General features: G+C 69.0%; 17 protein-coding genes. 15 read left to right on the forward strand and 2 right to left on the reverse strand.

Features of this window, described 5'->3' with window-relative positions; all coding sequences use genetic code 11:
* The first annotated feature begins 3 nt into the window (after positions 1-3).
* Positions 4-765: a lysophospholipid acyltransferase family protein gene (locus tag BLW81_RS07885; protein WP_083406708.1), complete on the forward strand. Its 762-nt coding sequence runs from the start codon at positions 4-6 to the stop codon at positions 763-765.
* Positions 766-792: 27 nt separating this feature from the next.
* Complete coding sequence (locus BLW81_RS07890; RefSeq protein ID WP_083406709.1) at positions 793-1,632, forward strand: Cof-type HAD-IIB family hydrolase; 840 nt, start codon at positions 793-795, stop codon at positions 1,630-1,632.
* On the opposite strand, the gene BLW81_RS07895 is transcribed toward BLW81_RS07890, so the two are convergent.
* Together BLW81_RS07895 and BLW81_RS07900 are read right to left on the reverse strand one after the other, a co-directional pair.
* Positions 1,619-3,181 carry an N-acetylmuramoyl-L-alanine amidase gene (locus BLW81_RS07895; RefSeq protein ID WP_407662335.1) on the reverse strand — a complete coding sequence of 521 codons (1,563 nt, stop codon included), beginning with the start codon at positions 3,179-3,181 and terminating at the stop codon, positions 1,619-1,621. The genes BLW81_RS07890 and BLW81_RS07895 overlap by 14 nt on opposite strands.
* Positions 3,182-3,378: 197 nt before the next feature.
* Entirely contained in the window at positions 3,379-4,305 is a 927-nt protein-coding gene (locus BLW81_RS07900) for a hypothetical protein (protein WP_083406711.1), read from the reverse strand.
* Positions 4,306-4,533: 228 nt separating this feature from the next.
* Here BLW81_RS07900 and glf point away from each other — a divergent pair, with 228 nt between their 5' ends.
* The 13 genes from glf to BLW81_RS07965 all read left to right on the forward strand — a co-directional run bounded on the left by glf (position 4,534) and on the right by BLW81_RS07965 (position 25,229).
* Positions 4,534-5,772: a UDP-galactopyranose mutase gene (glf, locus tag BLW81_RS07905; RefSeq protein ID WP_083406712.1), complete on the forward strand. Its 1,239-nt coding sequence runs from the start codon at positions 4,534-4,536 to the stop codon at positions 5,770-5,772.
* Complete coding sequence (locus BLW81_RS07910) at positions 5,769-7,718, forward strand: glycosyltransferase (protein ID WP_083406713.1); 1,950 nt, start codon at positions 5,769-5,771, stop codon at positions 7,716-7,718. The genes glf and BLW81_RS07910 overlap by 4 nt, the downstream gene beginning before the upstream one ends.
* A gap of 12 nt (positions 7,719-7,730) precedes the next feature.
* Positions 7,731-8,255, forward strand: a complete 525-nt coding sequence (locus BLW81_RS07915; protein WP_083406714.1) for a phosphatase PAP2 family protein — start codon at positions 7,731-7,733, stop codon at positions 8,253-8,255.
* Between the two features lie 38 nt (positions 8,256-8,293).
* Positions 8,294-9,208, forward strand: a complete 915-nt coding sequence (locus tag BLW81_RS07920) for a decaprenyl-phosphate phosphoribosyltransferase (RefSeq protein WP_083406715.1) — start codon at positions 8,294-8,296, stop codon at positions 9,206-9,208.
* Positions 9,186-11,249, forward strand: coding sequence for a terminal beta-(1->2)-arabinofuranosyltransferase (gene zomB / locus BLW81_RS07925; RefSeq protein ID WP_083406716.1), 2,064 nt, complete (start codon positions 9,186-9,188; stop codon positions 11,247-11,249). The genes BLW81_RS07920 and zomB overlap by 23 nt, the downstream gene beginning before the upstream one ends.
* 108 nt (positions 11,250-11,357) lie before the next feature.
* Positions 11,358-12,320, forward strand: coding sequence for an alpha/beta hydrolase (locus BLW81_RS07930; protein ID WP_083410391.1), 963 nt, complete (start codon positions 11,358-11,360; stop codon positions 12,318-12,320).
* Positions 12,321-12,440: 120 nt separating this feature from the next.
* Positions 12,441-13,478, forward strand: a complete 1,038-nt coding sequence (locus BLW81_RS07935; protein ID WP_083406717.1) for an esterase family protein — start codon at positions 12,441-12,443, stop codon at positions 13,476-13,478.
* A gap of 140 nt (positions 13,479-13,618) precedes the next feature.
* Positions 13,619-14,506, forward strand: a complete 888-nt coding sequence (locus BLW81_RS07940; RefSeq protein WP_083406718.1) for an alpha/beta hydrolase-fold protein — start codon at positions 13,619-13,621, stop codon at positions 14,504-14,506.
* A gap of 56 nt (positions 14,507-14,562) precedes the next feature.
* On the forward strand, positions 14,563-15,024 hold the full coding sequence (locus BLW81_RS07945) for a DUF732 domain-containing protein (RefSeq protein WP_235632214.1): 462 nt from the start codon (positions 14,563-14,565) through the stop codon (positions 15,022-15,024).
* Between the two features lie 18 nt (positions 15,025-15,042).
* Entirely contained in the window at positions 15,043-16,050 is a 1,008-nt protein-coding gene (gene culp6 / locus BLW81_RS07950) for a carboxylesterase Culp6 (protein WP_083406719.1), read from the forward strand.
* A gap of 167 nt (positions 16,051-16,217) precedes the next feature.
* On the forward strand, positions 16,218-18,107 hold the full coding sequence (gene fadD32, locus BLW81_RS07955) for a long-chain-fatty-acid--AMP ligase FadD32 (protein WP_083406720.1): 1,890 nt from the start codon (positions 16,218-16,220) through the stop codon (positions 18,105-18,107).
* Positions 18,108-18,120: 13 nt separating this feature from the next.
* Positions 18,121-23,655 (forward strand): polyketide synthase Pks13, encoded by a 5,535-nt coding sequence (gene pks13, locus BLW81_RS07960; protein WP_083406721.1) that lies wholly within the window; start codon positions 18,121-18,123, stop codon positions 23,653-23,655.
* The gene (locus BLW81_RS07965) at positions 23,652-25,229 is read left to right on the forward strand and encodes an acyl-CoA carboxylase subunit beta (RefSeq protein ID WP_083406722.1); all 1,578 of its coding nucleotides are present in this window, start codon (positions 23,652-23,654) and stop codon (positions 25,227-25,229) included. The genes pks13 and BLW81_RS07965 overlap by 4 nt, the downstream gene beginning before the upstream one ends.
* The last annotated feature ends 27 nt before the right edge of the window (positions 25,230-25,256 follow it).

Here is a 25,256-nt window from a genome sequence, read left to right on the forward strand (position 1 = left end):
GCTGTGGAGCCCGTCTTCTACTCGCTCGAGGTGCTCGTCAAGGCGGCGGTCCGGGTCAACGGCATCCGGATCACCTACCGCGGCCTGGAGAACATCCCGGCCGAGGGCGGGGCGGTCATCGCGATCAACCACACCAGCTACGTGGACTGGCTGCCCGCCGCCCTGGCGGTGCACTATCGGCAGCGCCGCCTGCGCTTCATGATCAAAGAAGAGATGCAGGAAGTGAAGGTCATCAACTTCCTCATCAGCCGCACCGGCACGATCCCGGTGGACCGCCGCGCCGGCGCCGGCGCCTATGCGGTGGCCGTGCAGCGGCTGCAGGCCGGCGAGTTGGTCGGGGTCTATCCCGAGGCCACCATCAGCCGCAGCTTCGAACTCAAGGACTTCAAGACCGGTGCGGCCCGGATGGCCGCCGAGGCCGGCGTGCCGATCGTGCCGCTGATCGTCTGGGGCACGCAGCGGATCTGGACGAAGGACCATCCGCGCCGGTTGGGGCGCAGCAAGATTCCGGTCACCGTCGACGTCGGGGCCCCGCTGCAGGCCGCCGACACCATGGCCGAGACGCTGCAGCGGCTGCGCACCGCGATGACCGAACTGCTGCACAAGGCGCAACTGGAGTATCCGCATCCGGAGGGGGCGTTCTGGGTACCCCGACGGCTCGGCGGCAGCGCCCCGACCCCCGACGAGGCCAAGCAACTCGACGAGGCCGAACTGGCCGAGCGCGCGCGCAGGCGTGCCGAGCGCGAAGCCCGAAGCCACCGGTGACCCCGGTACGAGAAGGCGGATAACCGTATGACCCGCACCACCGGTATGCCCCGGCTCATCGCCTCCGACGTCGACGGCACCCTGCTCGACGACGACGAGAAGGTCACGCCGCGCACGCGCGCGGCGGTGACGGCCGCCGTGCAGTCGGGCGCCCAGTTCGTGATCGCCACCGGGCGGCCTCCGCGCTGGGTGCCGCCGGTCGTCGACGCGCTCGGGTTCGCCCCGCTTGCGGTGTGCGCCAACGGCGCCGTGCTCTACGACCCGGCCACCGACCGCGTGCTGACCTCGCACACGCTGAGCGCGGACCTGCTCGGCGAACTGGCCGAGATCGCGACCCGGCTGATCCCCGGGGCGGGGTTGGCCGTCGAACGCGTCGGCAGCACCGCACACGACGCCGCCACCCCACAGTTCGTCAGCTCACCGGGCTACGAGCACGCCTGGCTCAACCCGGACAACACCGAGGTGTCGCTGGCGGACCTGCTCAGCGAGCCCGCGATCAAGCTGCTGATCCGCAAGGCCGGCGCGCGCAGCGATGACATGGCCGCGGTGCTCGCCGATCATGTTGGCGCACATGGCGATATCACATTCTCGACCAACAACGGGCTGATCGAGGTGATGCCGGTCGGGATCAGCAAGGCGACCGGCGTGGAGGACGTCGCCCGGCCGCTGGGCATCAGCGCCGACCAAGCCGTCACGTTCGGTGACATGCCCAACGACGTGCCGATGCTGCGCTGGGCCGGGCTCGGGGTGGCGATGGGACACGGCCACCCCGACGCGCTGGCCGCCGCCGACGAGATCACCGCCACCAACAACGAGGACGGGGTCGCCCGGGTGCTCGAGCGGTGGTGGCCGACTAGCTCGGACTGATCGGCGGGGTGAACCGCTCGAGTTGCACGGGCGCACCCTCGACCGCGGGCTTGGGCAACTCCACCGGGACCCCGTCGGCGACGCGGGTCACCGTGCCGTGCTCGCGGTCGAAGTTCAGCGTGCCGTGCTGGAAGTTCTGCACAATCCATTGCGGCTCATGGATTTCCGCGCTCGTCGGCAAGCCGAGTGCGCCGCGCTCGAAGCCCAGCGTCCCCCAGGCCCGGTAGATCTCGCCGACCACCGGTTGCGGACCACTGGGCGGTGACCAGTACACCGCGCCGTGCTCGAACGTGACGTAGCGGGCGTCGCGGTCGCCGGCGGCCTCCAGCGACGTCGGCCTGCCCAGCGGGCTGTTCATCCCGCCCATCGCCTCCCAGCGCGCGAAAATCGCTCCGCCGCGCAGGGATTCGGCGAGATCGTCGGGTCCCGGCGGCTGGTTGAAGCGTGCCGCGATGTCGCGGATGTGGTCCATCAGCGCGTAGGCGGCGTTGCCCGGGCACTCGGTGACGCCGACGTCGCGGTGGGTGAAGATCGCCGGCAGCGTCGGCGTCGCGCCGACCGGGAACTTCGAGAACGAGCCGCCCGCGGACGGCAGCACCGCCTGGCCGCGCGGGTCGATGCGGTCCAGGCCGAGCCGCCAGCCCAGCAGCCGGCCGGTGGTGCGGACCTGGATCGGCGTCGGCGGCACCACCTCGAAGTTGCCCATCATCGCCACACCCCAGGTGTCGCGGTTGAAGCCGCCGGTGTGTGCGCCCTCGACCGGCCGGTCCATTCCGCCTGCCCGGCCCTCGAAGACCTGCCCGTACTTGTCGACCAGCGCGTTGTAGGCGATGTCGCACCAGCCCAGGGTGCGGGTGTGGTACTCGTAAATCGACCGGACGATGCCCGCCGAGTCCTCGGGTGCGTACTCGTTGCTGCCCGCGGTGTGGTGCACGATGCCTGCGCGGATTCCCAGGTCGTACTGCGGTCCGCACCGCATCGACTCGTCGGCGCCCCACTGCGGCCGGGCGATGATGTTCGGCGCCACGCCCGGCGCGCTGGCCGCGGACGGGACCGGCAAGGTGTCGACCGGCGCCTGCGGCGGGCTGATCAGCACGGCGTTGAGTTGCCCGACCGGCTGCTCGACGTTGGCGGGCACGTACCCCAGGCCCGGACCCGGCGCCTTCTTCGGCGTCGCGCCGGGTGGTGTGGTGGCCGCGTCGGCCGGCCGGGTCACCGCAATCTGCACGGTCGTGGTGCGCCCGATGAAGACCGGCTCGGTGCCGCGTGGCCCTGTGCCGGGATCCTCCGGGCCGACGCCCTCCATCGGCTCGGCGTCGTACCAGGGGCCCCAGCTGCCGTCGGCCTTCTTGGCGCGCACGCGGGCGCTGGTGCCTGCGAAGTCCTGCGCGGTGAGCGCGACCATCGAGAATGGGGTGTCCTGGTGGATCTCGCGGATCGTCTCGCCGCCGCTGAGCCCGGTCAGCGGCTGCTCGACGAGGTGGGGCGCCTCGGCGGCCGGTGTATCGGTGTCCTCACCGGGCAGGCCGTAGATCGCCGGCGGCAGCATCACCAGCGTCGCCGCGAGCGCGGTGAACAGCAGCGATGGCGCTGGACGACGTGCAGGCACGGACCGATGTTACGTATGTGTCAGATGTTGCTAGTGGTGCGACACGGTCGATCGGTCTGAAAATGTCGGGCGACGTGCAACGGCACCGCAGAGCGGGGGTGGCTTCTGCGGTGCCGTTCAGCAACAGGTCTCGGTGGTCAGGCTCCGGGGATCGGCGCCGGGCCGGGGCCGGGGATCGGCGGTGCCGCGGGTGCGCCCGGGGGCTTGACCGCCGACATGATCGCCGGCATCACCATGCCCTTGAGCAGGTCGATCGCCTGTCCGGCGCCGAGCTGGTCGGCCATGCTGGACAGTTCGCCGATGATGCCGCCGCTGCCCGTGCTGGTCGCCGCGGGCATGGTCGCCAGTGACGGGTCGCCGAGGATCGGATACGTGCCTGCGGCCGGATCCAGCCCGATCGGGGCCGAGATCGGGATCTCGCTGGGCGCAGGCAGCCCGGCCGCCGAGGAGATCGGCACGGTGGCCAGCCCCGGATCGGTCAGCGCCGGCGGTGTGGACAGCCCTGGCGTAGCGCTCGGGCTGGTCAGCGCCGGGTTGGTGAGCGCGGGGTTGGTCAGCCCGGGATCGGTGAGCGACGGGCCGGTCGCCGAGATCGGCGGGACGGTCGCGCTCGGCGCGGTGAGCCCGGGCGTCGTCAGCTCCGGTGTGGTCAGCCCTGGCGTGGTCAGGCTCGGTGCGGTGAGCCCGGGCGCGGTCAGTTCCGGAGTCGTCAACCCGGGCGTGGTCAGGCTCGGCGTGGTCAGGCCGGGCGCTGTCAGGCCGGGCGTGGTCAGGCCCGGCGAGGTCAGCGTCGCCGGGGTGCTCGCCCCCGACCCGGTGAGGATCCCGGTCGGCATCGGCGGCAGGTTGATGCCGAACTGCGACAGCCCCTGGGACAGGGCGGACATCAACTCGTTGGGCAGGTCGGTGATCAGCGCCGCCTGGACGAATTCGCGCTGCTGCGCCGGCGGCTGGGTGCTCTCGGACAGTTCGCTCACGGCGACCACTGCGGCGGGACTCGCGACTGCCAGGGCCAGGACTGCGCTCGTGGCTGTCGACAGCCTGCGTCGACGTCGGTTCGGCACGGAAGTCTCCTCAATACATGGACTACGTCTGCTAGTGGGCCAGCCGGGTCGTCGCGGCCGTCGCGTTCAACCCGGGTCTGACGCCGTCGACAGGGATAGCCGACGTGATCGACGGTACGGCTGTGACTAGTGGGACAGAAGTGACGATATGGAATCGTGAGCCGATCGCAACCTTGGGCCCTTGTCGGATTCGAGGCGCGCGGTCGCGGTCGGATACCCTGACTGCCGATGACGACTGCCAATCCCGGGGGCCCAGCGCACCAGTCAGCCGGACGTTTCGACCTCATTGTCGTCGGCTCCGGTTTCTTCGGCCTGACGATCGCCGAACGCGTGGCCACGCAACTCGACAAGCGTGTGCTCGTGGTCGAAAGGCGGCCCCACATCGGCGGCAATGCCTACTCCGAGCCCGAACCGCAGACCGGCATCGAGGTGCACAAGTACGGCGCGCACCTGTTCCACACCTCCAACAAGCGGGTGTGGGATTACGTGCAGCAGTTCACCGAGTTCACCGGCTACCAGCACCGGGTGTTCGCACTGCACGACGGGCAGGCCTACCCGCTGCCGATGGGGCTGGGGTTGGTGTCGCAGTTCTTCGGCAAGTACTTCTCGCCCGACGAGGCGCGCCGGCTGATCGCCGAGCAGGCCGCCGAGATCGACACCGCCGATGCGCAGAACCTCGAAGAGAAGGCCATCTCGCTGATCGGCCGCCCGCTGTACGAGGCGTTCATCAAGAACTACACCGCCAAGCAGTGGCAGACCGACCCCAAGGAACTGCCCGCGGCCAACATCACCCGGTTGCCGGTGCGCTACACGTTCGACAACCGCTACTTCAACGACACCTACGAGGGCCTGCCGGTCGACGGCTACACCAAGTGGCTGGAGAACATGGCCGCCGACGACCGCATCGAGGTCCGACTGGACACCGACTGGTTCGAGGTGCGCGACGACCTGCGCGCGCAGAACCCGGACGCCCCGGTGGTCTACACCGGACCGCTGGACCGCTACTTCGACTACGCCGAGGGTCGATTGGGCTGGCGCACATTGGATTTCGAGATGGAGGTGCTCGAAACCGGCGATTTCCAGGGCACCCCGGTGATGAACTACAGCGACCTCGACGTGCCCTACACCCGCATCCACGAGTTCCGGCACTTCCACCCGGAGCGCGGTTACCCGACCGACAAGACGGTCATCATGCGGGAGTTCTCCCGGTTCGCCGACGCGGACGACGAGCCCTACTATCCGATCAACACCGAGACCGACCGTGCGTTGGTGGCCGCCTACCGCGCCCGCGCGAAGGCCGAAACCGCCTCGGCCGCAGTGTTGTTCGGTGGACGTCTGGGGACCTACCAGTACCTGGACATGCACATGGCCATCGCCAGCGCACTGAGCATGTACGACAACACGCTCGCTCCGCACCTGCGCGACGGTGTGCCGCTGACCGAATCTTCAGAAAGCAGTAGCGCATGAGCGACATCCCGTCCGGCGCGCTCGACGCCGCCGAACAGAAGGCGGTCAGCCTGCTGGCGCGCGTCATCCTGCCGCGCCCGGGTGAACCGCACGACGTCCGCAAGCTCTACATCGAGGAGGCGGACACCAACGCCAGGCGCGCGCACGCGCCGACCCGCACGCAACTCGAGATCGGCGCCGAATCCGAGGTGTCGTTCGCCACCTACTTCAACGCGTTCCCCGCCAGCTACTGGCGGCGCTGGTCGACGCTGGACACGGTGGTGTTGCGGGTCGAGCTGACCGGCAGCGCGCGCGTCGACGTCTACCGCTCCAAAGCCACCGGTGCCCGCATCACCGTCGGTGGTGCGCCGGTGGCCAGCGAGCGGGAAGGCGAGCCGGCGTCGGTCGAGTTCGAACTGGACCTGACCCCGTTCGAGGACGGTGGCTGGATCTGGTTCGACATCACCACCGACGCCAGATCCACGCTGCACCACGCCGGTTGGTACGCACCGGTGCCCGCGCCGGGGCGCGCCAACGTCGCGGTCGGCATCCCGACGTTCAACCGGCCCGCCGATTGTGTCAACGCGTTGGCCGCGCTGACGTCCGACCCGCTGGTGGACGAGGTCATCGGCGCGGTGATCGTCTCCGACCAGGGCAACAACAAAGCCAAGGACCACCCGGGCTTCGACGCGGCCGCCGCAGCGCTCGGCAACCGGTTGACCGTGCACGACCAGCCCAACCTCGGCGGTTCCGGCGGATACAGCCGGGTGATGTACGAGGCGCTGAAAAACACCGACTGCGAACAGATCCTGTTCATGGACGACGACATCCGCATCGAGCCCGACTCGATCCTGCGGGCGCTGGCGATGAACCGGTTCGCCAAGACGCCGACGCTGGTCGGCGGGCAGATGCTCAACCTGCAGGAGCCGTCGCACCTGCACGTCATGGGCGAGATGGTCGACTCCGAGAACTTCATGTGGACCAACGCGGTCAACACCGAATACGACCACAACTTCGCCAAATTCAAGCTCAGCGACGAAGAGCACGAACGCAGCAGGCTGCTGCACCGCCGCATCGACGTCGACTACAACGGCTGGTGGATGTGCATGATCCCGCGGCAGGTCGCCGAGGAGCTCGGCCAGCCGCTGCCGCTGTTCATCAAGTGGGACGACGCCGACTACGGCCTGCGCGCCGGCGAGCACGGCTACCCCACCGTCACCCTGCCCGGCGCCGCGATCTGGCACATGGCGTGGAGCGACAAGGACGACGCGATCGACTGGCAGGCCTACTTCCACCTGCGTAACCGGCTGGTGGTCGCGGCGCTGCACTGGGACGGCAATGTGCGCGGGCTGATCGCCAGCCACTTCAAGGCGACGATGAAACACCTTCTGTGCCTTGAATATTCGACCGTCGCCATCCAGAACAGGGCGATGGACGACTTCCTGGCCGGCCCCGAACACCTGTTCTCGATCCTGGAGTCGGCGTTGCCGGACGTGCGCGCCATGCGCCAGCAGTTCCCCGACGCCGTGGTGCTGCCGAGTGCGACCGCGCTGCCGACGCCGTCGGACAAGCGCTGGCGCCGGAAGGTCAAGATCCCGACGAACGCGCCCGCGATCTCGTGGCGGCTGGCGCGCGGCGTGGTGCACCAACTCAAGGCCCACGACCCCGAGCACCATCGCCGTCCGCAGATCAACGTCGCCACGCAGGACGCCCGGTGGTTCTCGCTGTGCCGCGTCGACGGGGTCACGGTGACCACGGCCGACGGCCGCGGGGTGGTGTACCGGCAGCGCGACCGGGACAAGATGTTCGAACTGCTCCGCGAATCGCTCAAGCGTCAGGCGCTGCTTGCCCGCCGGTTCAACCGGATGCGCAAGGTGTACCGCGAGGCGCTGCCGATGCTGACCAGCACGCAGAAGTGGGAGTCGGTGCTCAATCCCGGCGACGCGCGGATCGGGCAGCAGGCATGAGGTCTCGTCCCCATGGCTGAACAGCCGCGCGGCGAAGAGGCCGCGTTGGTCGCCGTGCAGTCCGCCATCGCCGGCAGGCCCGGGGTGTTGGCGGGGGCGCGGGCGATGTCGCACTTCGGTGAGCACAGCCTCGGCTGGCTGGCGATCTCGGCGCTCGGTGCCGTCGTCGCGCCGCAGCGCAGGCGCGCCTGGCTGGCCGCCGGAGCGGGAGCGTTCCTCGCCCATGCGGCCGCGGTGCTGATCAAGCGCGTCGTGCGCCGGGAACGCCCGCACCACCCGGCGATCGCGGTCAACGTCGGCACGCCGAGCAGGCTGAGTTTCCCGTCCGCGCACGCGACGTCCACGACGGCCGCGGCAGTGCTGCTGGCCAAGGCGACCGGACTGCCGCTGCCCGCCCTGTTGGTGCCGCCGATGGCGTTGTCGCGCCTGGTGCTCGGTGTGCACTACCCGAGTGACGTCCTCACCGGTGTCGCGGTCGGAGCGGCCGTGGCTAAGGCTGTCGGCACGGTTGCCGACCGCGCCGAAGGGAACCGATGAGCATCTCGAGTGACAGCAGCGCAGGAAGCGTACGGCCAATGAGCGAACAACCGGCACCGGTCAAGGGACCACCCAGCAACGTCGTGACCGGGCTGATCAAAGCGATCCGCCCGCGGCAGTGGGTGAAGAACATGCTCGTCCTCGCCGCGCCGATCGCGGCGCTCGGCGGCGACGTGGACTACGACTACCGCGACGTGGCGGTCAAGATCCTGATCGCGTTCGTGGCGTTCTCACTGGCGGCCTCGTCGATCTATCTGGTCAACGACGCCCGCGACGTCGAGGCCGACCGGGCGCACCCGACCAAGCGGTTCCGGCCCATCGCCGCCGGCGTCGTACCCGAGTGGCTGGCCTACGTCAGCTCCGTAGTGCTGGCCGTTGCCGCACTGGGCATTTCGCTGCTGGCCTCGACGAACCTGCTGATCGTGATCGCGGTCTACATCGCGATGCAGTTGGCGTACTGCTTCGGCCTCAAGCACCAGGCCGTGCTCGACATCTGCATCGTCTCGTCGGCCTACCTGATCCGCGCCATCGCCGGCGGTGCGGCCGCGGGAATCCCGCTGTCGCAATGGTTCCTGCTGGTGATGACGTTCGGCTCGCTGTTCATGGTGGCGGGCAAGCGCTACGCCGAACTGCAGCTCGCCGAGCGCACCGGCGCCAAGATCCGCAAGTCGCTGGAGAGTTACACCGCGTCGTATCTGCGGTTCGTGTGGACGTTGTCGGCGACGGCGATGGTGCTGTGCTACGGGCTGTGGGCGTTCGAGCGCGACGGCGCCACCGCGTCCTGGTACGCGGTCACGATCATCCCGATCACCATCGCGATCCTGCGCTACGCGGTCGATGTCGACGGCGGACTCGCCGGCGAGCCCGAAGAGATCGCGTTGAAGGACCGGGTTCTGCAGCTGCTGCTGCTGGCGTGGATCGGGACCATCGGTGCCGCCGTCTTCCTCAGCTGACAAGGTGCGCCGGCCCACCGCGTGGACCGGCGAGATGGGGCGCCGGCTGGCGCGCTGGCCGGCGTTCCGCTACGACAACACGGTCCGGCTGAGCCTGTGGGTCAGCGTGGTGGTGGTCGCCGCACTGTTCGGGTGGGGCGCCTGGCAGCGGCGCTGGATCGCCGACGACGGCCTGATCGTGCTGCGGACCATCCGAAACCTGTTGGCCGGCAACGGCCCGGTGTTCAACGCCGGCGAACGCGTGGAGGCCAACACCTCGACCCTGTGGACCTACCTGGTCTACCTGGGCGCGCTGGTCGGCGGGTCGGTCCGGCTCGAGTATGTGGTCCTGACGCTGGCGCTGGTGCTCAGCGTGCTCGGCGTCGTGCTCGCCATGCTCGGCACCGGCCGGCTCTACGCACCCAGCCTGCGGGGCCGGCGAGCGCTGATGCTGCCCGCCGGTGCACTGGTCTACATCGCCGTGCCGCCCGCGCGTGACTTCGCCACTTCTGGGCTCGAAAACGGTTTGGTGCTGGCCTATCTCGGGCTGCTGTGGTGGATGATGGTCAGTTGGGCGCAGCAGCCGCGCGCCTATCAGCCGCAGCCGGTACCGCGCGGCGGGGTTCCGACGATCCGCAGGCAGCCGGCGGGTCCGGCGGTGAGCGAGCGTCCGCTCGGTGCCTTCGACGCCGCGCTGGCGTTCGTGGCCGGGCTCAGCGTGCTGGTGCGACCCGAACTGGCGTTGATCGGCGGTCTGGCGCTGGTCATGATGCTCGTCGCGGCGCGCGGCTGGCGTAGTCGCGCGGTGATCGTCGTCGCGGGCGGTCTGCTGCCGGTGGGGTACCAGATCTTCCGAATGGGCTACTACGGGTTGATCTTTCCCGGCACCGCCGTCGCCAAGGATGCGTCCGGGGCGAAGTGGTCGCAGGGTTTCGTGTACCTGGCGAACTTCAACCAGCCGTATCTGCTCTGGGCGCCCGCGATCCTGCTCGCCGGACTGGGCGCGGTGGTGTGGGTGACGCGGGGCCGCACCGGATCTGGCCGCGCCGCCGCCGCGGCCGGTCGCAATCGGTTCGTCCGGATGGTGCAGAGCCCGGCCGCGGTGGTGATCTTCTTCCTCGTCAGCGGGCTCCTGCAGGGCGTCTACTGGATCCGCCAGGGCGGCGACTTCATGCACGGCAGGGTGCTGCTGACGCCGTTGTTCTGCCTGCTGCTGCCCGTGTCGGTGATTCCGGTGGTGCTGCCCGACACCACCCGAATGGCCCGCGGCGCAGGCTATTTGTTCGTCGGCGCGACCAGCGTGCTGTGGCTGGCGGTGGCGGGCTGGGCGCTGTGGGCGGCCAACTCGAGCGGGATGGGCAAGGACGCGACGCGGGTGACCTACAGCGGCATCGTCGACGAGCGGCGGTTCTACGCGCAGGCCACCGGGCACGCGCACCCGCTGACCGCCGCCGACTATCTGGACTACCCCCGCATGCGGGCCGTCCTGGAAGCGCTGGAGAACACCCCCGACGGTGCGTTGCTGCTGCCGTCGGGCAACTACGACCAGTGGGACGTGGTGCCCGCGATCCCGCCGCCACCGGACGCGCCGAAGGACCAGAAGGGCCCGCACACAGTCTTTTTCACCAATCTCGGCATGCTCGGCATGAACGTCGGTCTCGATGTGCGGGTGATCGACCAGATCGGGCTCGCCAACCCGCTGGCCGCGCACACCTCCCGGCTCGAGGACGGCCGCATCGGCCACGACAAGAACCTCTTCCCGGACTGGGCCATCGCCGAGGGGCCGTTCCTCAAGGAGCCACCGTTCATTCCCGGCTACATCGACGAGGAGTGGATCCGACAGGCCGAGGCGGCGCTGCAGTGCCCGGCGACCGACGCGATGCTGAACTCGGTGCGCGGACCGATGAGTCCGCGGCGGTTCCTGTCCAACCTGGTGCACGCGTACCAGTTCACCCAGTACCGGATCGACCGGGTGCCGCTCTACGAGTTGGCCCGTTGCGGGCTCGACGTGCCCGAGCCCAAGGAGGCTCCGTACACCGGGATGCCCGCGACCGGCCCGTAACGCTGCCGCACCCGCGCGCCGATAAAGCTGTCGCGGACCGCTGTCCGCGCTGTTGTTCGACTCGACGATGGACGGACTCTTCACGTGCGAACCTGGCTTCGCCGCGCGATGGCGGCGCTCGCCGCGGTGGTGCTGCTGCCCGGCCTGTGCGCGGTGATCGGCGCGCCGGCGGCGACGGCGTTCTCCCGCGAGGGGCTGCCGGTGGAGTACCTCGACGTGTACTCGCCGTCGATGGGCCGCAACATCAGGGTCCAGTACCAGCCGGCCGGCGGCGCGGCGCAGGTTCCGGCGAAAGCCGTCTATCTGCTCGACGGCATGCGGGCCCGCGACGACTACAACGGCTGGGACATCGAAACCGCCGCGTTCGAGTGGTTTTTCGACTCGGGTGTGGCCACCGTGATGCCGGTCGGCGGCCAGTCCAGCTTCTACACCGACTGGTATTCGCCGTCGAGCTTCAACAGCCAGCCCTACACCTACAAATGGGAGACGTTCCTCACCGACGAACTGCCCACCTGGCTGGCCGCCGAGAAACAGGTGTCGAGCACCGGCAACGCGGTGGTCGGAGTGTCGATGTCGGGCAGCGCGGCCCTGGCGCTGGCCGCACACCATCCGGCCCAGTTCGGCTACGCCGCTTCGCTGTCGGGTTTCTTGAACCCGTCGGCGGTGTTCATGCAGGGCGCGATCCGCGTCGCGATGCTCGACGCCGGCGGCTACAACGTCGACAACATGTGGGGCGCACCGTGGGATCCGGCGTGGAAGCGCAACGACCCGATCCGGCAGGTCGGCAAGCTGGTCGCCAACCACACCCGGTTGTGGATCTACTGTGCGCCAGGCGGAACGACACCGCTGGACCTCAATGCCGATCCGAATCAGGCCTTCAGCGCACACAGCCTCGAATCGATGGCGCTGAAGAGCAACAAGGACTTCCAGGCGGCCTACCTACAGGCCGGTGGAAACAACGCCACGTTCGACTTCCCGCCCGCGGGAAATCACGCGTGGCCGTACTGGGGTGCGCAACTGCAAGCCCTGAAACCAGACCTGATCGCAACGCTCCATGGCGGAGCGGCGTGACCAGGAACGACACACTCTGAATGGGAAGTTCGCAGCAAGGTGTGGTTGACTGCACGGGTTACGCGGCATGCCCGAGGGGCGGTTCCGCGTGCGGCATACGACAGATGGGATAGAAGAAGCATGAAGTTCGTTGGCAAGATCCGGGGTGCCTGGATCCGCCGGCTCGCAGGTGCGGCGATGGTCGCCGCCGTGCTGCCCGGCTTGATCAGCGCCATCGGAGGCTCGGCGACTGCGGGGGCTTTCTCTCGTCCGGGTCTGCCGGTCGAGTACCTGATGGTGCCGTCGGCCGGGATGGGCCGTGACATCAAGGTTCAGTTCCAGAACGGCGGTCCGAACGCGCCGGGCGTCTACCTGCTCGACGGTCTTCGTGCCCGCGACGACTTCAACGGCTGGGACATCGAGACATCGGCGTTCGAGTGGTACCTGGACTCCGGCCTCGCCGTGATCATGCCGGTCGGCGGCCAGTCCAGCTTCTACTCTGACTGGTACAAGCCGGCATGCGGCAAGGCCGGTTGCTCCACCTACAAGTGGGAGACGTTCCTGACCCAGGAGCTGCCCGCCTATCTGGCCGCCAACAAGGGCGTGAACCCCAACCGCAACGCGGCCGTGGGCCTGTCGATGGCCGGTTCGGCCGCGCTGACGCTGGCGATCTACTACCCGCAGCAGTTCCAGTACGCGGCCTCGCTGTCGGGCTTCCTGAACCTGTCCGAGGGCTGGTGGCCCATGCTGGTCGGGATGTCCATGGGTGACGCGGGCGGCTACAAGTCCGAGGACATGTGGGGCCCGTCGAGCGATCCGGCGTGGAAGCGCAACGACCCGATGGTCAACATCGACCGCCTGGTCGCCAACGGCACCCGCATCTGGGTGTTCTGCGGTAACGGCAAGCCTGCCGAGATCAACGGCAAGGTTGCCGGTGACAACTTCAACGCGAAGTTCCTCGAGAGCTTCACGCTGCGGACCAACGAGACGTTCCAGGAGCAGTACCTGGCCGCGGGTGGCAAGAACGGTGTGTTCAACTTCCCGCAGGGCGGTACCCACGACTGGCCGTACTGGGGTCAGCAGCTGCAGCAGATGAAGCCGGACATCCAGCGTGTGCTGGGTGCCACGCCGCAGCCGTCGACTCCGATCGCCACCGAAGCCGCGCCGGCCGGTAACTGATCGGTTCGTCCGAGTACATCGCCTGACGGCGGTGACCCTCCCGGGGTCACCGCCGTCAGTCTTTTGCGCTCTTGTTGTCCGCGTGTGTGATTGACTACCTCGCGCGGGGTAAGGCAAGCCGAACGTGAGGTGGGCAGTCGATGAGTGGGTTCTTGCGGGCGATTCTGACCGTGGCACTGGCCGCCGGCCTGTGGACCGCAGGCGCGGCGACGGCACCCACCGCCAACGCCGACGTCGAGATGCTGATGGTGCCCTCGGCGGCGATGGGCCGCGACATCCCGGTGGCCTTCCAGGGCGGCGGCCCGCACGCCGTGGTCCTGCTCGACGCGTTCAACGCCGCACCAGACGTCAGCAACTGGGTCACGGCGGGCAACGCGATGAACACGCTCGCCGGCAAGGGCATCTCGGTGGCGGCGCCGGCGGGCGGCGCCTGGAGCATGTACACCAACTGGGAGGCCGACGGCAGCAAGCAGTGGGAGACGTTCCTGGCCGATGAGCTGCCGAACTGGCTGGCCGCCAACAAGGGCCTGGCCCCGACCGGGCACGGCATCGTCGGCGCGGCGCAGGGCGGCTACGGGGCCATGGCGATGGCGACCTTCCACCCCGACCGCTACCGCTTCGCCGGTTCCCTGTCGGGCTTCCTGGCCCCCGAGCGCACCGGCGTCGACGGCGCCATCACCGCCGGTCTCGCGCAGTTCGGCGGCGCCGACACCCGCAACATGTGGGGACTGCCACAGCTGGGCCGCTGGAAGTGGCATTCGCCCAACGTCCATGCCCAGTTGCTGGCCGACAACAACACCCGGCTGTGGGTATGGAGCGCACCGGTCGGCGGCTGCACCGACCCGGCCGCGATGATCGGTTACTGCGACATCGCCCAGGGCACCAACCGCGAGTTCTACCAGCATTACCGCGGCGTCGGCGGCCACAACGGCCACTTCGACTTCCCGACCAGCGGAACCCACGACTGGGGTTCGTGGAGCGGGCAACTCGCCGCCATGGCGAACGAACTGGCCACCACGATCAAGTAGCCAGCGAACACGCCTCGCTCACCGGGTCCGGCGCCGACAGCCGGTACGTTGGAGGCGTGCAACGCTCGGTACGGACCATCGCCCTCGCGGCGCTGATGGGTTCGCTGCTCCTCGCGTCCGCGGCGTTGCTGACCGCGTGCTCCGGTGCGGACATGATGGCCACCATCGGATTGCCCACGACGCAGGCTGCCCCAGCGCACGGCGAGTCCAGCGCGGCCGCGCCCGGCCCGCCGCCCGCCGGCCCGAAGTCGAACGCGCTGGTCGTCACCGACCGGCAGCGCAACTATCTCGACGGGCTGGCCGCCGCCGGGGTGCGGCCGTCGAGCGATCTGCTGGCGCTGTCGATCGGCTCGTACGTGTGCCAGGCGCGCGCCGCCCAGCACACCGACCAGGAGGTGTGGGACTCGGTGTACCCGCTGGTGCGCAGCGACGTCGACGACCGGATGAGCCCGGCCACCGTCGACGTCGACGCCGAGACGTCCGACTACATTCGCATCGCAACCGACCGACTCTGCTAGCAGGAGCCGCATCCACTCATGGCCAAGACCAATCGGCGGAAACGCCATCGCATACTCGCGCTCGTCGCCGCCGGGGCGATGGCGCTCGTGGTGGTGCTGCTCGTCGCCATCGTGGTCATCGTCCTGCGCAAGCCCGACGGCCCGTCGACCGCGGTGCCGCCGTCGGCCGTGCCGCCCACCGGGGTCAGCCCCGGCAAGAAGCCGCGCCCGGAGTTCCAGGACGCCAGCTGCCCGGACGTCCAGCTGATCTCGGTGCCCGGCACCTGGGAGTCCTCACCGCAGCTGGACCCGTTCAACCCCACCCAGTTCCCGATCGCGCTGCTGCTCAACGTCAGCAACCCGGTGCGCGGCCAGTTCGGCGACGACCGCCTCGAGGTGTTCACCGTCCCCTACACCGCGCAGTTCCACAATCCGTTCGCCCAGGACGGGCAGATGACCTACAACGACAGCCGGGCCGAAGGCACCCGCGCGACGGTCAAGGCGATGACCGACATGAACAACCGCTGCCCGCTGACCAGCTACGTGCTGGTCGGGTTCTCGCAGGGCGCGGTGATCGCCGGCGACATCGCCAGCGACATCGGCAACGGGCGGGGCCCGGTCGACGAGGACCTGGTGCTGGGCGTGACACTGATCGCCGACGGCCGCCGCCAGGAGGGGGTCGGCAAGGACATCGGCCCCAACCCGCCGGGGCAGGGTGCCGAGATCACGCTGCGCGACGTGCCGATGCTCGACGGGATGGGGCTGGCGATGACCGGCCCGCGGCCCGGCGGGTTCGGGGCGCTCAACGACCGGGTCAACGAGATCTGCGCGCCCGGTGACCTGATCTGCTCGGCGCCGCCGCAGGCGTTCAACATCGTGAACCTGCCGAAGACCATCGAGATCCTGATCGGCGGTGCGGGGCAACCGATCCACGCCATGTACGCCACCCCGCAGTTCTGGAATGTGGACGGCGCTTCGGCGACCCAGTGGACGCTGGGATGGGCGCAGGGAGTGATTGATAACGCTCCGCGCCCGAAACATGGCTGACACGTGACCAACCTGATTTGGATCGCGTTCGGCGGTCACTTAACATTAAGAAATAACTAAGAGCAGTGGCGGAGAGCCGGCCGGTAGGATCGTCGGGTTCGGGGGGCGCGTCGGGGATCATGTGCGAGTCGGCATCGAGAAGCGAGTGCCGTTGACAGGAGAGTGCGATGGGGTTCCATAACCCGTTCATCAAGGACGGTCTGATCAAGTTTCCCGACAACGGAAGCCTGGTCAAACACGTCGAACGATGGGCGAAGGTGCGTGGGGACAAACTCGCCTACCGCTTCATCGACTTCTCCACCGAGCGCGACGGCGTCGCCCGCGACCTGCGCTGGGCCGACTTCGGCGCCCGCAACCGCGCGGTCGGCGCGCGTCTGCAGCAGGTCACCCAGCCCGGGGACCGCGTCGCGATCCTGTGCCCGCAGAACCTCGAGTACCTCGTCGCGTTCTTTGGCACCCTGTACTCCGGCCGTATCGCGGTGCCGCTGTTCGACCCTAACGAACCCGGCCACGTCGGCCGCCTGCACGCGGTGCTCGACGACTGCCATCCCTCGGCGATCCTGACCACCACCGAGGCGGCCGAGGGCGTGCGCAAGTTCTTCCGCACCCGCCCCGCCAAGGACCGCCCGCGCGTCATCGCCGTCGACGCGGTCCCCAACGAGGTCGGCGCCACCTGGGTGCCGGTCGACGTCGAGCACGACACCATCGCCTATCTGCAGTACACCTCGGGTTCGACCCGCATCCCGACCGGCGTGCAGATCACCCACCTGAACCTGGCCACCAACGTGGTGCAGGTGATCGAGGCCCTCGAAGGCGAAGAGGGCGACCGCGGGGTGTCCTGGCTGCCGTTCTTCCACGACATGGGCCTGATCACGGTGCTGCTGTCGCCGATGATCGGCCACTACGTGACGTTCATGACCCCCGCGGCGTTCGTCCGTCGGCCCGGCCGGTGGATCCGCGAACTCGCCCGCAAGGAAGGCGACACCGGCGGCACCATCTCGGTGGCCCCGAACTTCGCGTTCGACCACGCCGCCGCGCGCGGGGTGCCCAAAGACGGCGAACCGCCGATGGACCTGTCCAACGTCAAGTGCATCCTCAACGGCAGCGAGCCGATCTCGGCGGCCACCGTGCACCGGTTCAACGAGGCGTTCGGCCCGTTCGGCTTCAAGCCCCAGGCCATCAAACCGTCCTACGGCCTGGCCGAGGCGACGCTGTTCGTGTCGACCACCCCGATGGACGCCGAGCCCCGGATCACCGCGGTGGACCGCGACGAGCTCAACGCCGGCCGCTTCGTGCCGGTGCCCGACGACTCGCCCAAGGCGGTGCCGCAGGCCGGCGCAGGCAAGATCGGCGTCGCGGAGTGGGCCGTCATCGTCGACCACGAGTCGGCCACCGAGCTGCCCGACGGCCAGATCGGCGAGATCTGGATCAGCGGCCAGAACATGGGCACCGGCTACTGGGGTAAAGAGGAAGCCACCCGCGAGACGTTCCAGAACATCCTCAAGTCGCGGACCAACCCGTCGCACGCCGAAGGCGCCGCCGACGACGCGACCTGGGTGCGCACCGGCGACCTGGGCGCCTACTACGACGGCGAGCTCTACATCACCGGTCGCACCAAGGATCTGGTGATCATCGACGGCCGCAACCACTACCCGCAGGACCTGGAGTACTCGGCGCAGGAGGCCACCAAGGCGTTGCGCACCGGGTTCGTCGCCGCGTTCTCGGTGCCGGCCAATCAGCTGCCCGACGAGGTCTTCGAAAACGCCCACTCCGGCCTCAAGCGCGACCCGTCGGACACCTCCGAGCAGCTGGTGATCGTCGGTGAGCGTGCCCCCGGTGCCCACAAGCTCGACATGGGCCCCATCGCCGACGACATCCGCGCCGCGATCGCGGTGCGGCACGGCGTCACCGTTCGCGACGTGCTGTTGACCCCGGCCGGTGCGATCCCGCGGACCTCCAGCGGCAAGATCGGCCGGCGCGCCTGCCGGTCGGCCTACCTCGACGGCAGTCTGCGCAGCGGGAAGATCGCGAACGCGTTCCCCGACGAGACTGACTAGAACCTCAGGGAATATGGCTGACACACAAGACGATTCGCAGCAACCCGAACTGCCGGCCGGCGACGAGATCCAGCTGGCGCCCGAAAAGCCGCTGACGGCACCGAAATCCGACATGACGGTCGCCGAGATGCGCGAGTGGTTGCGCAACTGGATCGCCAACGCCACCGGTCAGTCCGCCGAGGCCATCAACGAGTCCACGCCGATGGTCGAGCTCGGCCTGTCGTCGCGCGACGCGGTCGCGATGGCCAGCGACATCGAGGACCTCACCGGTGTGACGCTGACCGCGACGGTCGCGTTCCGCCATCCGACCATCGAGTCGTTGGCGACGGTCATCATCGAAGGTGAGCCCGAACTCGAGGTCGGCGACGTCGACGACGAGGACTGGTCCCGCGAAGCCGATGAGGACATCGCGAACATAGCCATTGTGGGCATCGCCACCCGGTTCCCCGGCGACATGAACACCGCCGACGAGACGTGGCAGGCGCTGCTGGAGGGCCGCGACGCGATCACCGACCTGCCCGAGGGCCGGTGGGAGGAATTCCTCGCCGAGCCGCGCATCGCCGAGCGCGTCGCCAAGGCGCGCACCCGCGGCGGCTACCTGTCCGACATCAAGGGCTTCGACGCCGAGTTCTTCGCGCTGTCGAAGATGGAAGCCGACAACATCGATCCGCAGCAGCGGATGGCGCTCGAATTGACCTGGGAGGCACTCGAACACGCCCGCATCCCGGCCTCGAGCCTGCGCGGTGAGAAGGTCGGCGTCTACATCGGTGCGTCGAACAACGACTACCAGTTCCTGGCCGTGTCCGACCCGACGGTGGCCCACCCGTACGCGATCACCGGCACCAGCAGCTCGATCATCGCCAACCGGGTGTCGTACTTCTACGACTTCCGCGGTCCCTCGATGGCGATCGACACCGCGTGCTCGAGTTCGTTGGTCGCCGCGCACCAGGGTGTCGCGGCGCTGCGCGCCGGTGAGGCCGACGTCGCGGTGATCGGCGGCGTCAACGCGATGATCACCCCGCTGGTGACGATCGGCTTCGACGAGGTCGGCGGCGTGCTCGCGCCGGACGGCCGGATCAAGTCCTTCTCCCAGGACGCCGACGGGTACGCCCGGTCCGAGGGTGGCGGCATGCTGGTGCTCAAGCGCCTGGCCGACGCCCGCCGCGACGGCGACGAGATCTTCGCGGTGATCGCCGGCAGCGCGGTCAACCACGACGGCCGCTCCAACGGCATGCTGGCGCCGAACCCCGACGCGCAGGCCGAGGTGCTGCGCAAGGCCTACAAGGACGCCGGCATCAACCCGCGCGACGTCGACTACGTCGAGGCGCACGGCACCGGCACCATCCTCGGCGACCCGATCGAGGCCGATGCGCTGGGTCGCGTCATCGGCCGCGGCAGGCCCGCGGATCGGCCCGCGTTGCTGGGCGCGGTGAAATCCAATGTGGGACACCTCGAGTCGGCCGCCGGTGCGGCGAGCCTGGCGAAGATGGCGCTCGCGCTCAAGAACGACAAGATCCCGCCGTCGATCAATTACACGGGTCCCAACCCCTACATCGACTTCGAGGCGATCCGGCTCAAGGTCGCCGACACCGTCACCGATTGGCCGCGCTACAGCGGGCGCGCGATCGCCGGTGTGTCCGGGTTTGGCTTCGGCGGCGCCAACGCGCACCTGGTGCTGCGCGAGGTGCTGGACAGCGATCTCGTCGAACCCGAACCGCAGGAGGAGGTCGTCGAGGCGACCGCCGCGCCTGCGGAAGCCACCGCCGTCTATGTCGGCGGGGTCCGGATGGACGAGTACGGCGAATTTGTCGACGACGATGACGACGACGGTCTCGACCGTCCGCCCGCCGCGCTGGACGACGAGCCCGAACTGCCCGGCCTGACCGACGAGGCGCTGCGCCTGCTCGAGGTCGCCCGCGAGGAACTGGAGTCCGGCGAACAGCCGACACCCGTTGTGCCGCTGGCGGTTTCCGGCTTCCTGACCTCGCGCAAGAAGGCGACCGCCGCCGAGTTGGCCGACTGGATCGACAGCCCGGAGGGCCGGGCGTCGTCGCTGGAGTCGATCGGGCGCTCGCTGTCGCGGCGCAACCACGGCCGGTCGCGCGCGGTGGTGCTGGCCCACGATCACGACGAGGCCGTCAAGGGTCTGCGCGCGGTCGCCGAGGGCAAGCAGAGCCCGAACGTGTTCTCCGCCGACGGTCCCGTCTCCAACGGCCCGGTGTGGGTGCTGGCCGGATTCGGCGCCCAGCACCGCAAGATGGGCAAGAACCTGTATCTGCGCAACGAGGTCTTCGCCGAGTGGATCAACAAGGTCGACGCCCTCATCCAGGACGAGCGCGGCTACTCGATCGTCGAACTGATCCTCGACGACGCGATCGACTACACCAACGAGACCTGCGAGTACCCCATCGAGGTCGTCCAGACGGTGATCTTCGCCCTGCAGATCGCGCTCGGTGAGCTGCTCAAGCACCACGGCGCCAAACCCGCTGCGGTGGTGGGCCAGTCGCTCGGTGAGGCGGCCGCGGCGTACTTCGCCGGCGGCCTGTCGCTTCAGGACGCCACCCGGGCCATCTGTGCACGCGCTCACCTGATGGGTGAGGGCGAGGCGATGTTGTTCGGCGAGTGGATCCGGTTGATGGCGCTGGTCGAGTACTCGGCCGACGAGATCGAAACCGTCTTCGCCGATTTCAAGGATCTCGAGGTGTGTGTGTACGCCGCGCCGACGCAGACCGTCATCGGCGGCCCGCCCGACCAGGTCGACGCGATCATCGAGCGCGCCGAGTCCGAGGGCAAGTTCGCCCGCAAGATGCAGACCAAGGGCGCCAGCCACACCTCGCAGATGGACCCGCTGCTCGGCGAGCTGGCCGCCGAACTGGTCGGCATCGAACCGCACCCGACCACGATCGGGTACTTCTCGACGGTGCACGAGGGTCGGTACCTGCGGCCCGGCGAGACGATCCACGACGTCGACTACTGGAAGAAGGGGCTGCGGCACAGCGTCTACTTCACCCACGGCATCCGCAACGCCGTCGACAACGGGCACACCACGTTCCTGGAGCTGGCGCCGAACCCGGTGGCGCTCATGCAGGTCGGCCTCACCACCGCGGCGGCCGGGCTGCACGACGCGCAGCTGATCGCCACGCTGGCGCGCAAGCAGGACGAGGTCGACTCGATGACGACCGCGATGGCGCAGCTGTACGTGCACGGCCACGACCTCGACTTCCGGACCCTGTTTCCCCGACGTTCCGCCGGGGCAGAGTTCGCCCACATCCCCCCGACCCGGTTCAAGCGCAAGCCGCACTGGCTCGATGCCCGGTTCACCGGTGACAGCTCGATCGTCATGCCGGGCAACCACGTCGCCACCCCGGACGGCAGGCACGTCTGGGAGTTCGAGCCCAAGGGCGAGCCGGATCTCGCCGCGCTGGTGAAAGCCGCTGCGGCGCAGGTCCTTCCGGACGCCAAGCTGGTCGCCTCCGAGCAGCGTGCCGTGCCCGGTGAGGGTGCGCGGCTGGTGACCACGCTGACCCGCCACCCCGGCGGCGCCAGCGTGCAGGTGCACGCCCGCATCGACGAGTCGTTCACCCTGGTGTACGACGCGGTGGTCAGCCGCAACGGCGCCGCGGGCGCGCTCCCCGTCGCCGTCGCGACCGGAGCGACTGTCGCCGAACAGGGCCCACGAGCGGAGCTCAGGGGAGTTTCGGCCGCTCCCGCCGAACCCGAAGAGGACGACGCGGAGATCCTGCAGGACAACCTGACCGCAGGCGCCGGCCTGGCCGCAGGCTTCGCGAAGTGGTCACCCGACTCGGGGGAGACCATCCACGACCGGCTCGGCGCGATCGTCGGCGGCGCCATGGGTTACGAGCCCGAGGACCTGCCGTGGGAGGTGCCGCTGATCGAGCTGGGCCTCGACTCGCTGATGGCGGTGCGGATCAAGAACCGCGTCGAGTACGACTTCGACATGCCGCCGATCCAGCTGACCGCGGTGCGTGACGCGAACCTGTACGCGGTGGAGAAGCTGATCGAGTACGCGATCGAGCACCGCGACGAGGTCGCCCAGCTTGCCGAGCACCAGAAGGGCATGACGCCTGAGGAGATCGCCGCCGCGCAGGCCGAGCTGATGGGCGGGGCGAGCACCGTGGCCGAGCTCGAGGAGAAGCTGGCCGAGGCCGGCCACCCGCTGGGCACCCAGGCCGACGATGCCAAGGGCCGGGCCGAGGTGCTCAGCGGCGCCAGCCCAGCCACAGTCGGCGCCCCGGCGCCGGATCCGCAGGCCGAGCCGTCGACCCAGTCCTCCGATATCCCGGCGCCGCCGACGGACCCGAGCGGGCCGTCGATCCCGGCTCCGCCGACCGATCCGAGCGGGCCCAGGCCGGATGTCGCGGCCGCCGCCGCTCCGTCGCAGTCGACGGTTGCGGCTGCCGCCAAGGTGCTGAGCCAGGAGGCGGTCACCGAGGCGCTGGGCGCCGACGTGCCGCCGCGCGACGCCGCCGAACGGGTCACGTTCGCGACCTGGGCGATCGTCACCGGCAAGTCACCGGGCGGCATTTTCAACGAGCTGCCTGACATCGACGAGGCCACCGCGACCAAGATCGCCGAGCGGCTGACCGAGCGCGTCGACGAGGGCACCGTCACCGTCGACGACGTCCGCGGCGCCAAGACGATCGAGGACCTGTCGACCACCGTCCGCGAGTACCTCGAGGGCGGCAAGATCGACGGCTTCGTGCGGACCATCCGTGCGCCGCAGGAAGGTTCCGACCACATCCCGGTGTTCGTGTTCCACGCCGCGGGTGGTTCCACCGTCGTCTACGAGCCGCTGCTCAAGCGGCTTCCGCCGGAGACGCCGATGTACGGCATCGAGCGCGTCGAGGGCTCGATCGAGGAGCGGGCGCGCGAGTACGTGCCGAAGCTGTTGGAGCTCAACGGCGATCGCCCGTTCATCCTGGCCGGCTGGTCGCTGGGCGGTGTGCTGGCCTACGCGTGCGCGATCGGGCTCAAGGACGCCGGCGCCGACGTGCGGTTCGTCGGGCTCATCGACGCGGTGCGCGCCGGCGAGGAGATCCCGCAGACGCAGGAGGAGACCCGCGCCCGCTGGGACCGCTACGCGCGGTTCGCCGAGCGCACGTTCAACGTGGAGGTGCCCGAGATCCCCTACGAGGAACTCGAGAAGCTCGACGACGAGGGCCAGGTGAAGTTCGTCCTCGACGTCGTGAGCCAGAGCGGGGTGCAGATCCCCGGCGGCATCATCGAGCACCAGCGCACGTCGTACCTGGATCAGCGGGCCATCGACACCGCCGAAATCAAGCCGTACGACGGCAAGGTGACGCTGTACATGGCCGACCGCTACCACGACGACGCGATCTACTTTGAGCCGCGCTACGCCACCCGCAAGCCCGACGGCGGCTGGGGCGAGTTCGTCTCCGAGCTGGAGGTCGTGCCGATCGGGGGTGAGCACATCCAGGCGATCGACGAGCCGTACATTGCGAAGGTCGGCGCGCATATGAGCGAGGCGATCACCCGGATCGAGTCTGAGGAGAAGCAGGCGAAGTGACGACCGAATCTCTCCCGCCCACCCGCACCCGCACCACCGCGGAACTGCTTGCCGAGCTCCGCGAGAAGCTGGAGCTGGCCAAGGAGCCCGGTGGCGAGAAGGCCGTCGCCAAGCGCGAGAAGAAGGGCATCCCGAGCGCGCGGGCCCGGATCCACGCGCTCGTCGACCCGGGCAGCTTCCTGGAGATCGGCGCGCTGGCCAAGACCCCGAACGATCCGAACGCGCTGTACGGCGACGGCGTGGTCACCGGCCACGCCCGGATCAACGGCCGGCCGGTCGGCGTGTTCAGCCACGACCAGACCGTGTTCCAGGGTTCGGTGGGGGAGATGTTCGGCCGCAAGGTGGCCAAGCTGATGGAGTGGGTGGCGATGGTCGGCTGCCCGATCATCGGCATCAACGACTCGGCGGGCGCCCGGATCCAGGACGCGGTGACGTCACTGGCGTGGTACGCCGAGCTGGGCCGCCGCCACGAGATGCTGCGTGGTCTGGTGCCCGAGATCTCGCTGATCTTCGGCAAGTGCGCGGGCGGTGCGGTGTACTCGCCCATCCAGACCGACCTCGTCGTCGCGGTCCGCGACCAGGGCTACATGTTCATCACCGGCCCGGACGTCATCAAGGACGTCACCGGTGAAGACGTCACCTTCGACGAACTCGGCGGCGCCGACGTTCAGGCCGAGCGCGGCAACATCCACAAGGTGGTCAACTCCGAGGCCGAGGCGTACCAGTACGTGCGCGACTACCTGGAGTTCCTGCCCGCCAACACCTTTGACGACCCGCCGATCGTCAACCCCGGGCTGGAGCCGGAGCTGACCCCGCACGATTACGAGCTCGACACGATCGTGCCGGACAACGACAACATGGCCTACGACATGCACGAGATCCTGCTGCGCATCTTCGACGACGGGGATGTGTTCGAGATCGCCGAGCAGCGCAGCCCGTCCATGATCACCGCCTTCGCCCGGGTCGACGGCCGCCCGGTCGGCGTGATCGCCAACCAGCCCATGCACATGTCCGGCGCGGTGGGCAATGAGGCGTCCGACAAGGCGGCCGGTTTCATCCGGTTCTGTGACTCGTTCAATCTTCCGTTGGTCTTCGTGGTGGACACCCCGGGCGCGATGCCGGGGGTCGAAGAGGAGAAGCGCGGCATCATCAAGCGCGGTGGCCGCTTCTTCAACGCCATCGTCGAGGCCGATGTGCCCAAGGTGACGATCATCGTGCGCAAGGCCTATGGCGGCGGCTACGCCGTGATGGGGTCCAAGCAGCTGTCGGCGGACCTGAACTTCGCGTGGCCGACCGCGCGCATCGCGGTGATCGGCGCCGAAGGTGCGGCGCAGTTGCTGGTCAAGCGCTTCCCGGATCCGACCGCACCCGAGGTGCAGAAGATCCGTCAGGACTTCATCGAGGGCTACAACCTGAACATGGCCACGCCGTGGATCGCCGCTGAGCGCGGCTACATCGACGGTGTCATCGAGCCACACGAGACGCGGCTGCTCATCCGCAAATCGCTGCGGCTGCTGCGTGACAAGCAGCCCACCAAGAAAGTGCTCCGCAAGCACGGGCTCACCCCGCTGTAAAGGGGTCACCCCGGCGGTTCGTGAGCC

The sequence above is a fragment of the Mycolicibacterium rutilum genome (genome assembly GCF_900108565.1).
GTDB classification, from domain to species: domain Bacteria; phylum Actinomycetota; class Actinomycetes; order Mycobacteriales; family Mycobacteriaceae; genus Mycobacterium; species Mycobacterium rutilum.

Coding starts and splice junctions, on each gene's coding strand:
- BLW81_RS07940 (WP_083406718.1), top strand. CDS start 13,619: ATGAGTGGGTTCTTGCGGGCGATTCTGACCGTGGCACTGGCCGCCGGC.
- BLW81_RS07930 (WP_083410391.1), top strand. CDS start 11,358: ATGGCGGCGCTCGCCGCGGTGGTGCTGCTGCCCGGCCTGTGCGCGGTG.
- BLW81_RS07935 (WP_083406717.1), top strand. CDS start 12,441: ATGAAGTTCGTTGGCAAGATCCGGGGTGCCTGGATCCGCCGGCTCGCA.
- pks13 (WP_083406721.1), top strand. CDS start 18,121: ATGGCTGACACACAAGACGATTCGCAGCAACCCGAACTGCCGGCCGGC.
- BLW81_RS07895 (WP_407662335.1), bottom strand. CDS start 3,181: ATGCTGCCGCCGGCGATCTACGGCCTGCCCGGTGAGGACACCGATACA.
- BLW81_RS07920 (WP_083406715.1), top strand. CDS start 8,294: ATGAGCGAACAACCGGCACCGGTCAAGGGACCACCCAGCAACGTCGTG.
- BLW81_RS07910 (WP_083406713.1), top strand. CDS start 5,769: ATGAGCGACATCCCGTCCGGCGCGCTCGACGCCGCCGAACAGAAGGCG.
- glf (WP_083406712.1), top strand. CDS start 4,534: ATGACGACTGCCAATCCCGGGGGCCCAGCGCACCAGTCAGCCGGACGT.
- BLW81_RS07890 (WP_083406709.1), top strand. CDS start 793: ATGACCCGCACCACCGGTATGCCCCGGCTCATCGCCTCCGACGTCGAC.
- fadD32 (WP_083406720.1), top strand. CDS start 16,218: ATGGGGTTCCATAACCCGTTCATCAAGGACGGTCTGATCAAGTTTCCC.
- culp6 (WP_083406719.1), top strand. CDS start 15,043: ATGGCCAAGACCAATCGGCGGAAACGCCATCGCATACTCGCGCTCGTC.
- BLW81_RS07915 (WP_083406714.1), top strand. CDS start 7,731: ATGGCTGAACAGCCGCGCGGCGAAGAGGCCGCGTTGGTCGCCGTGCAG.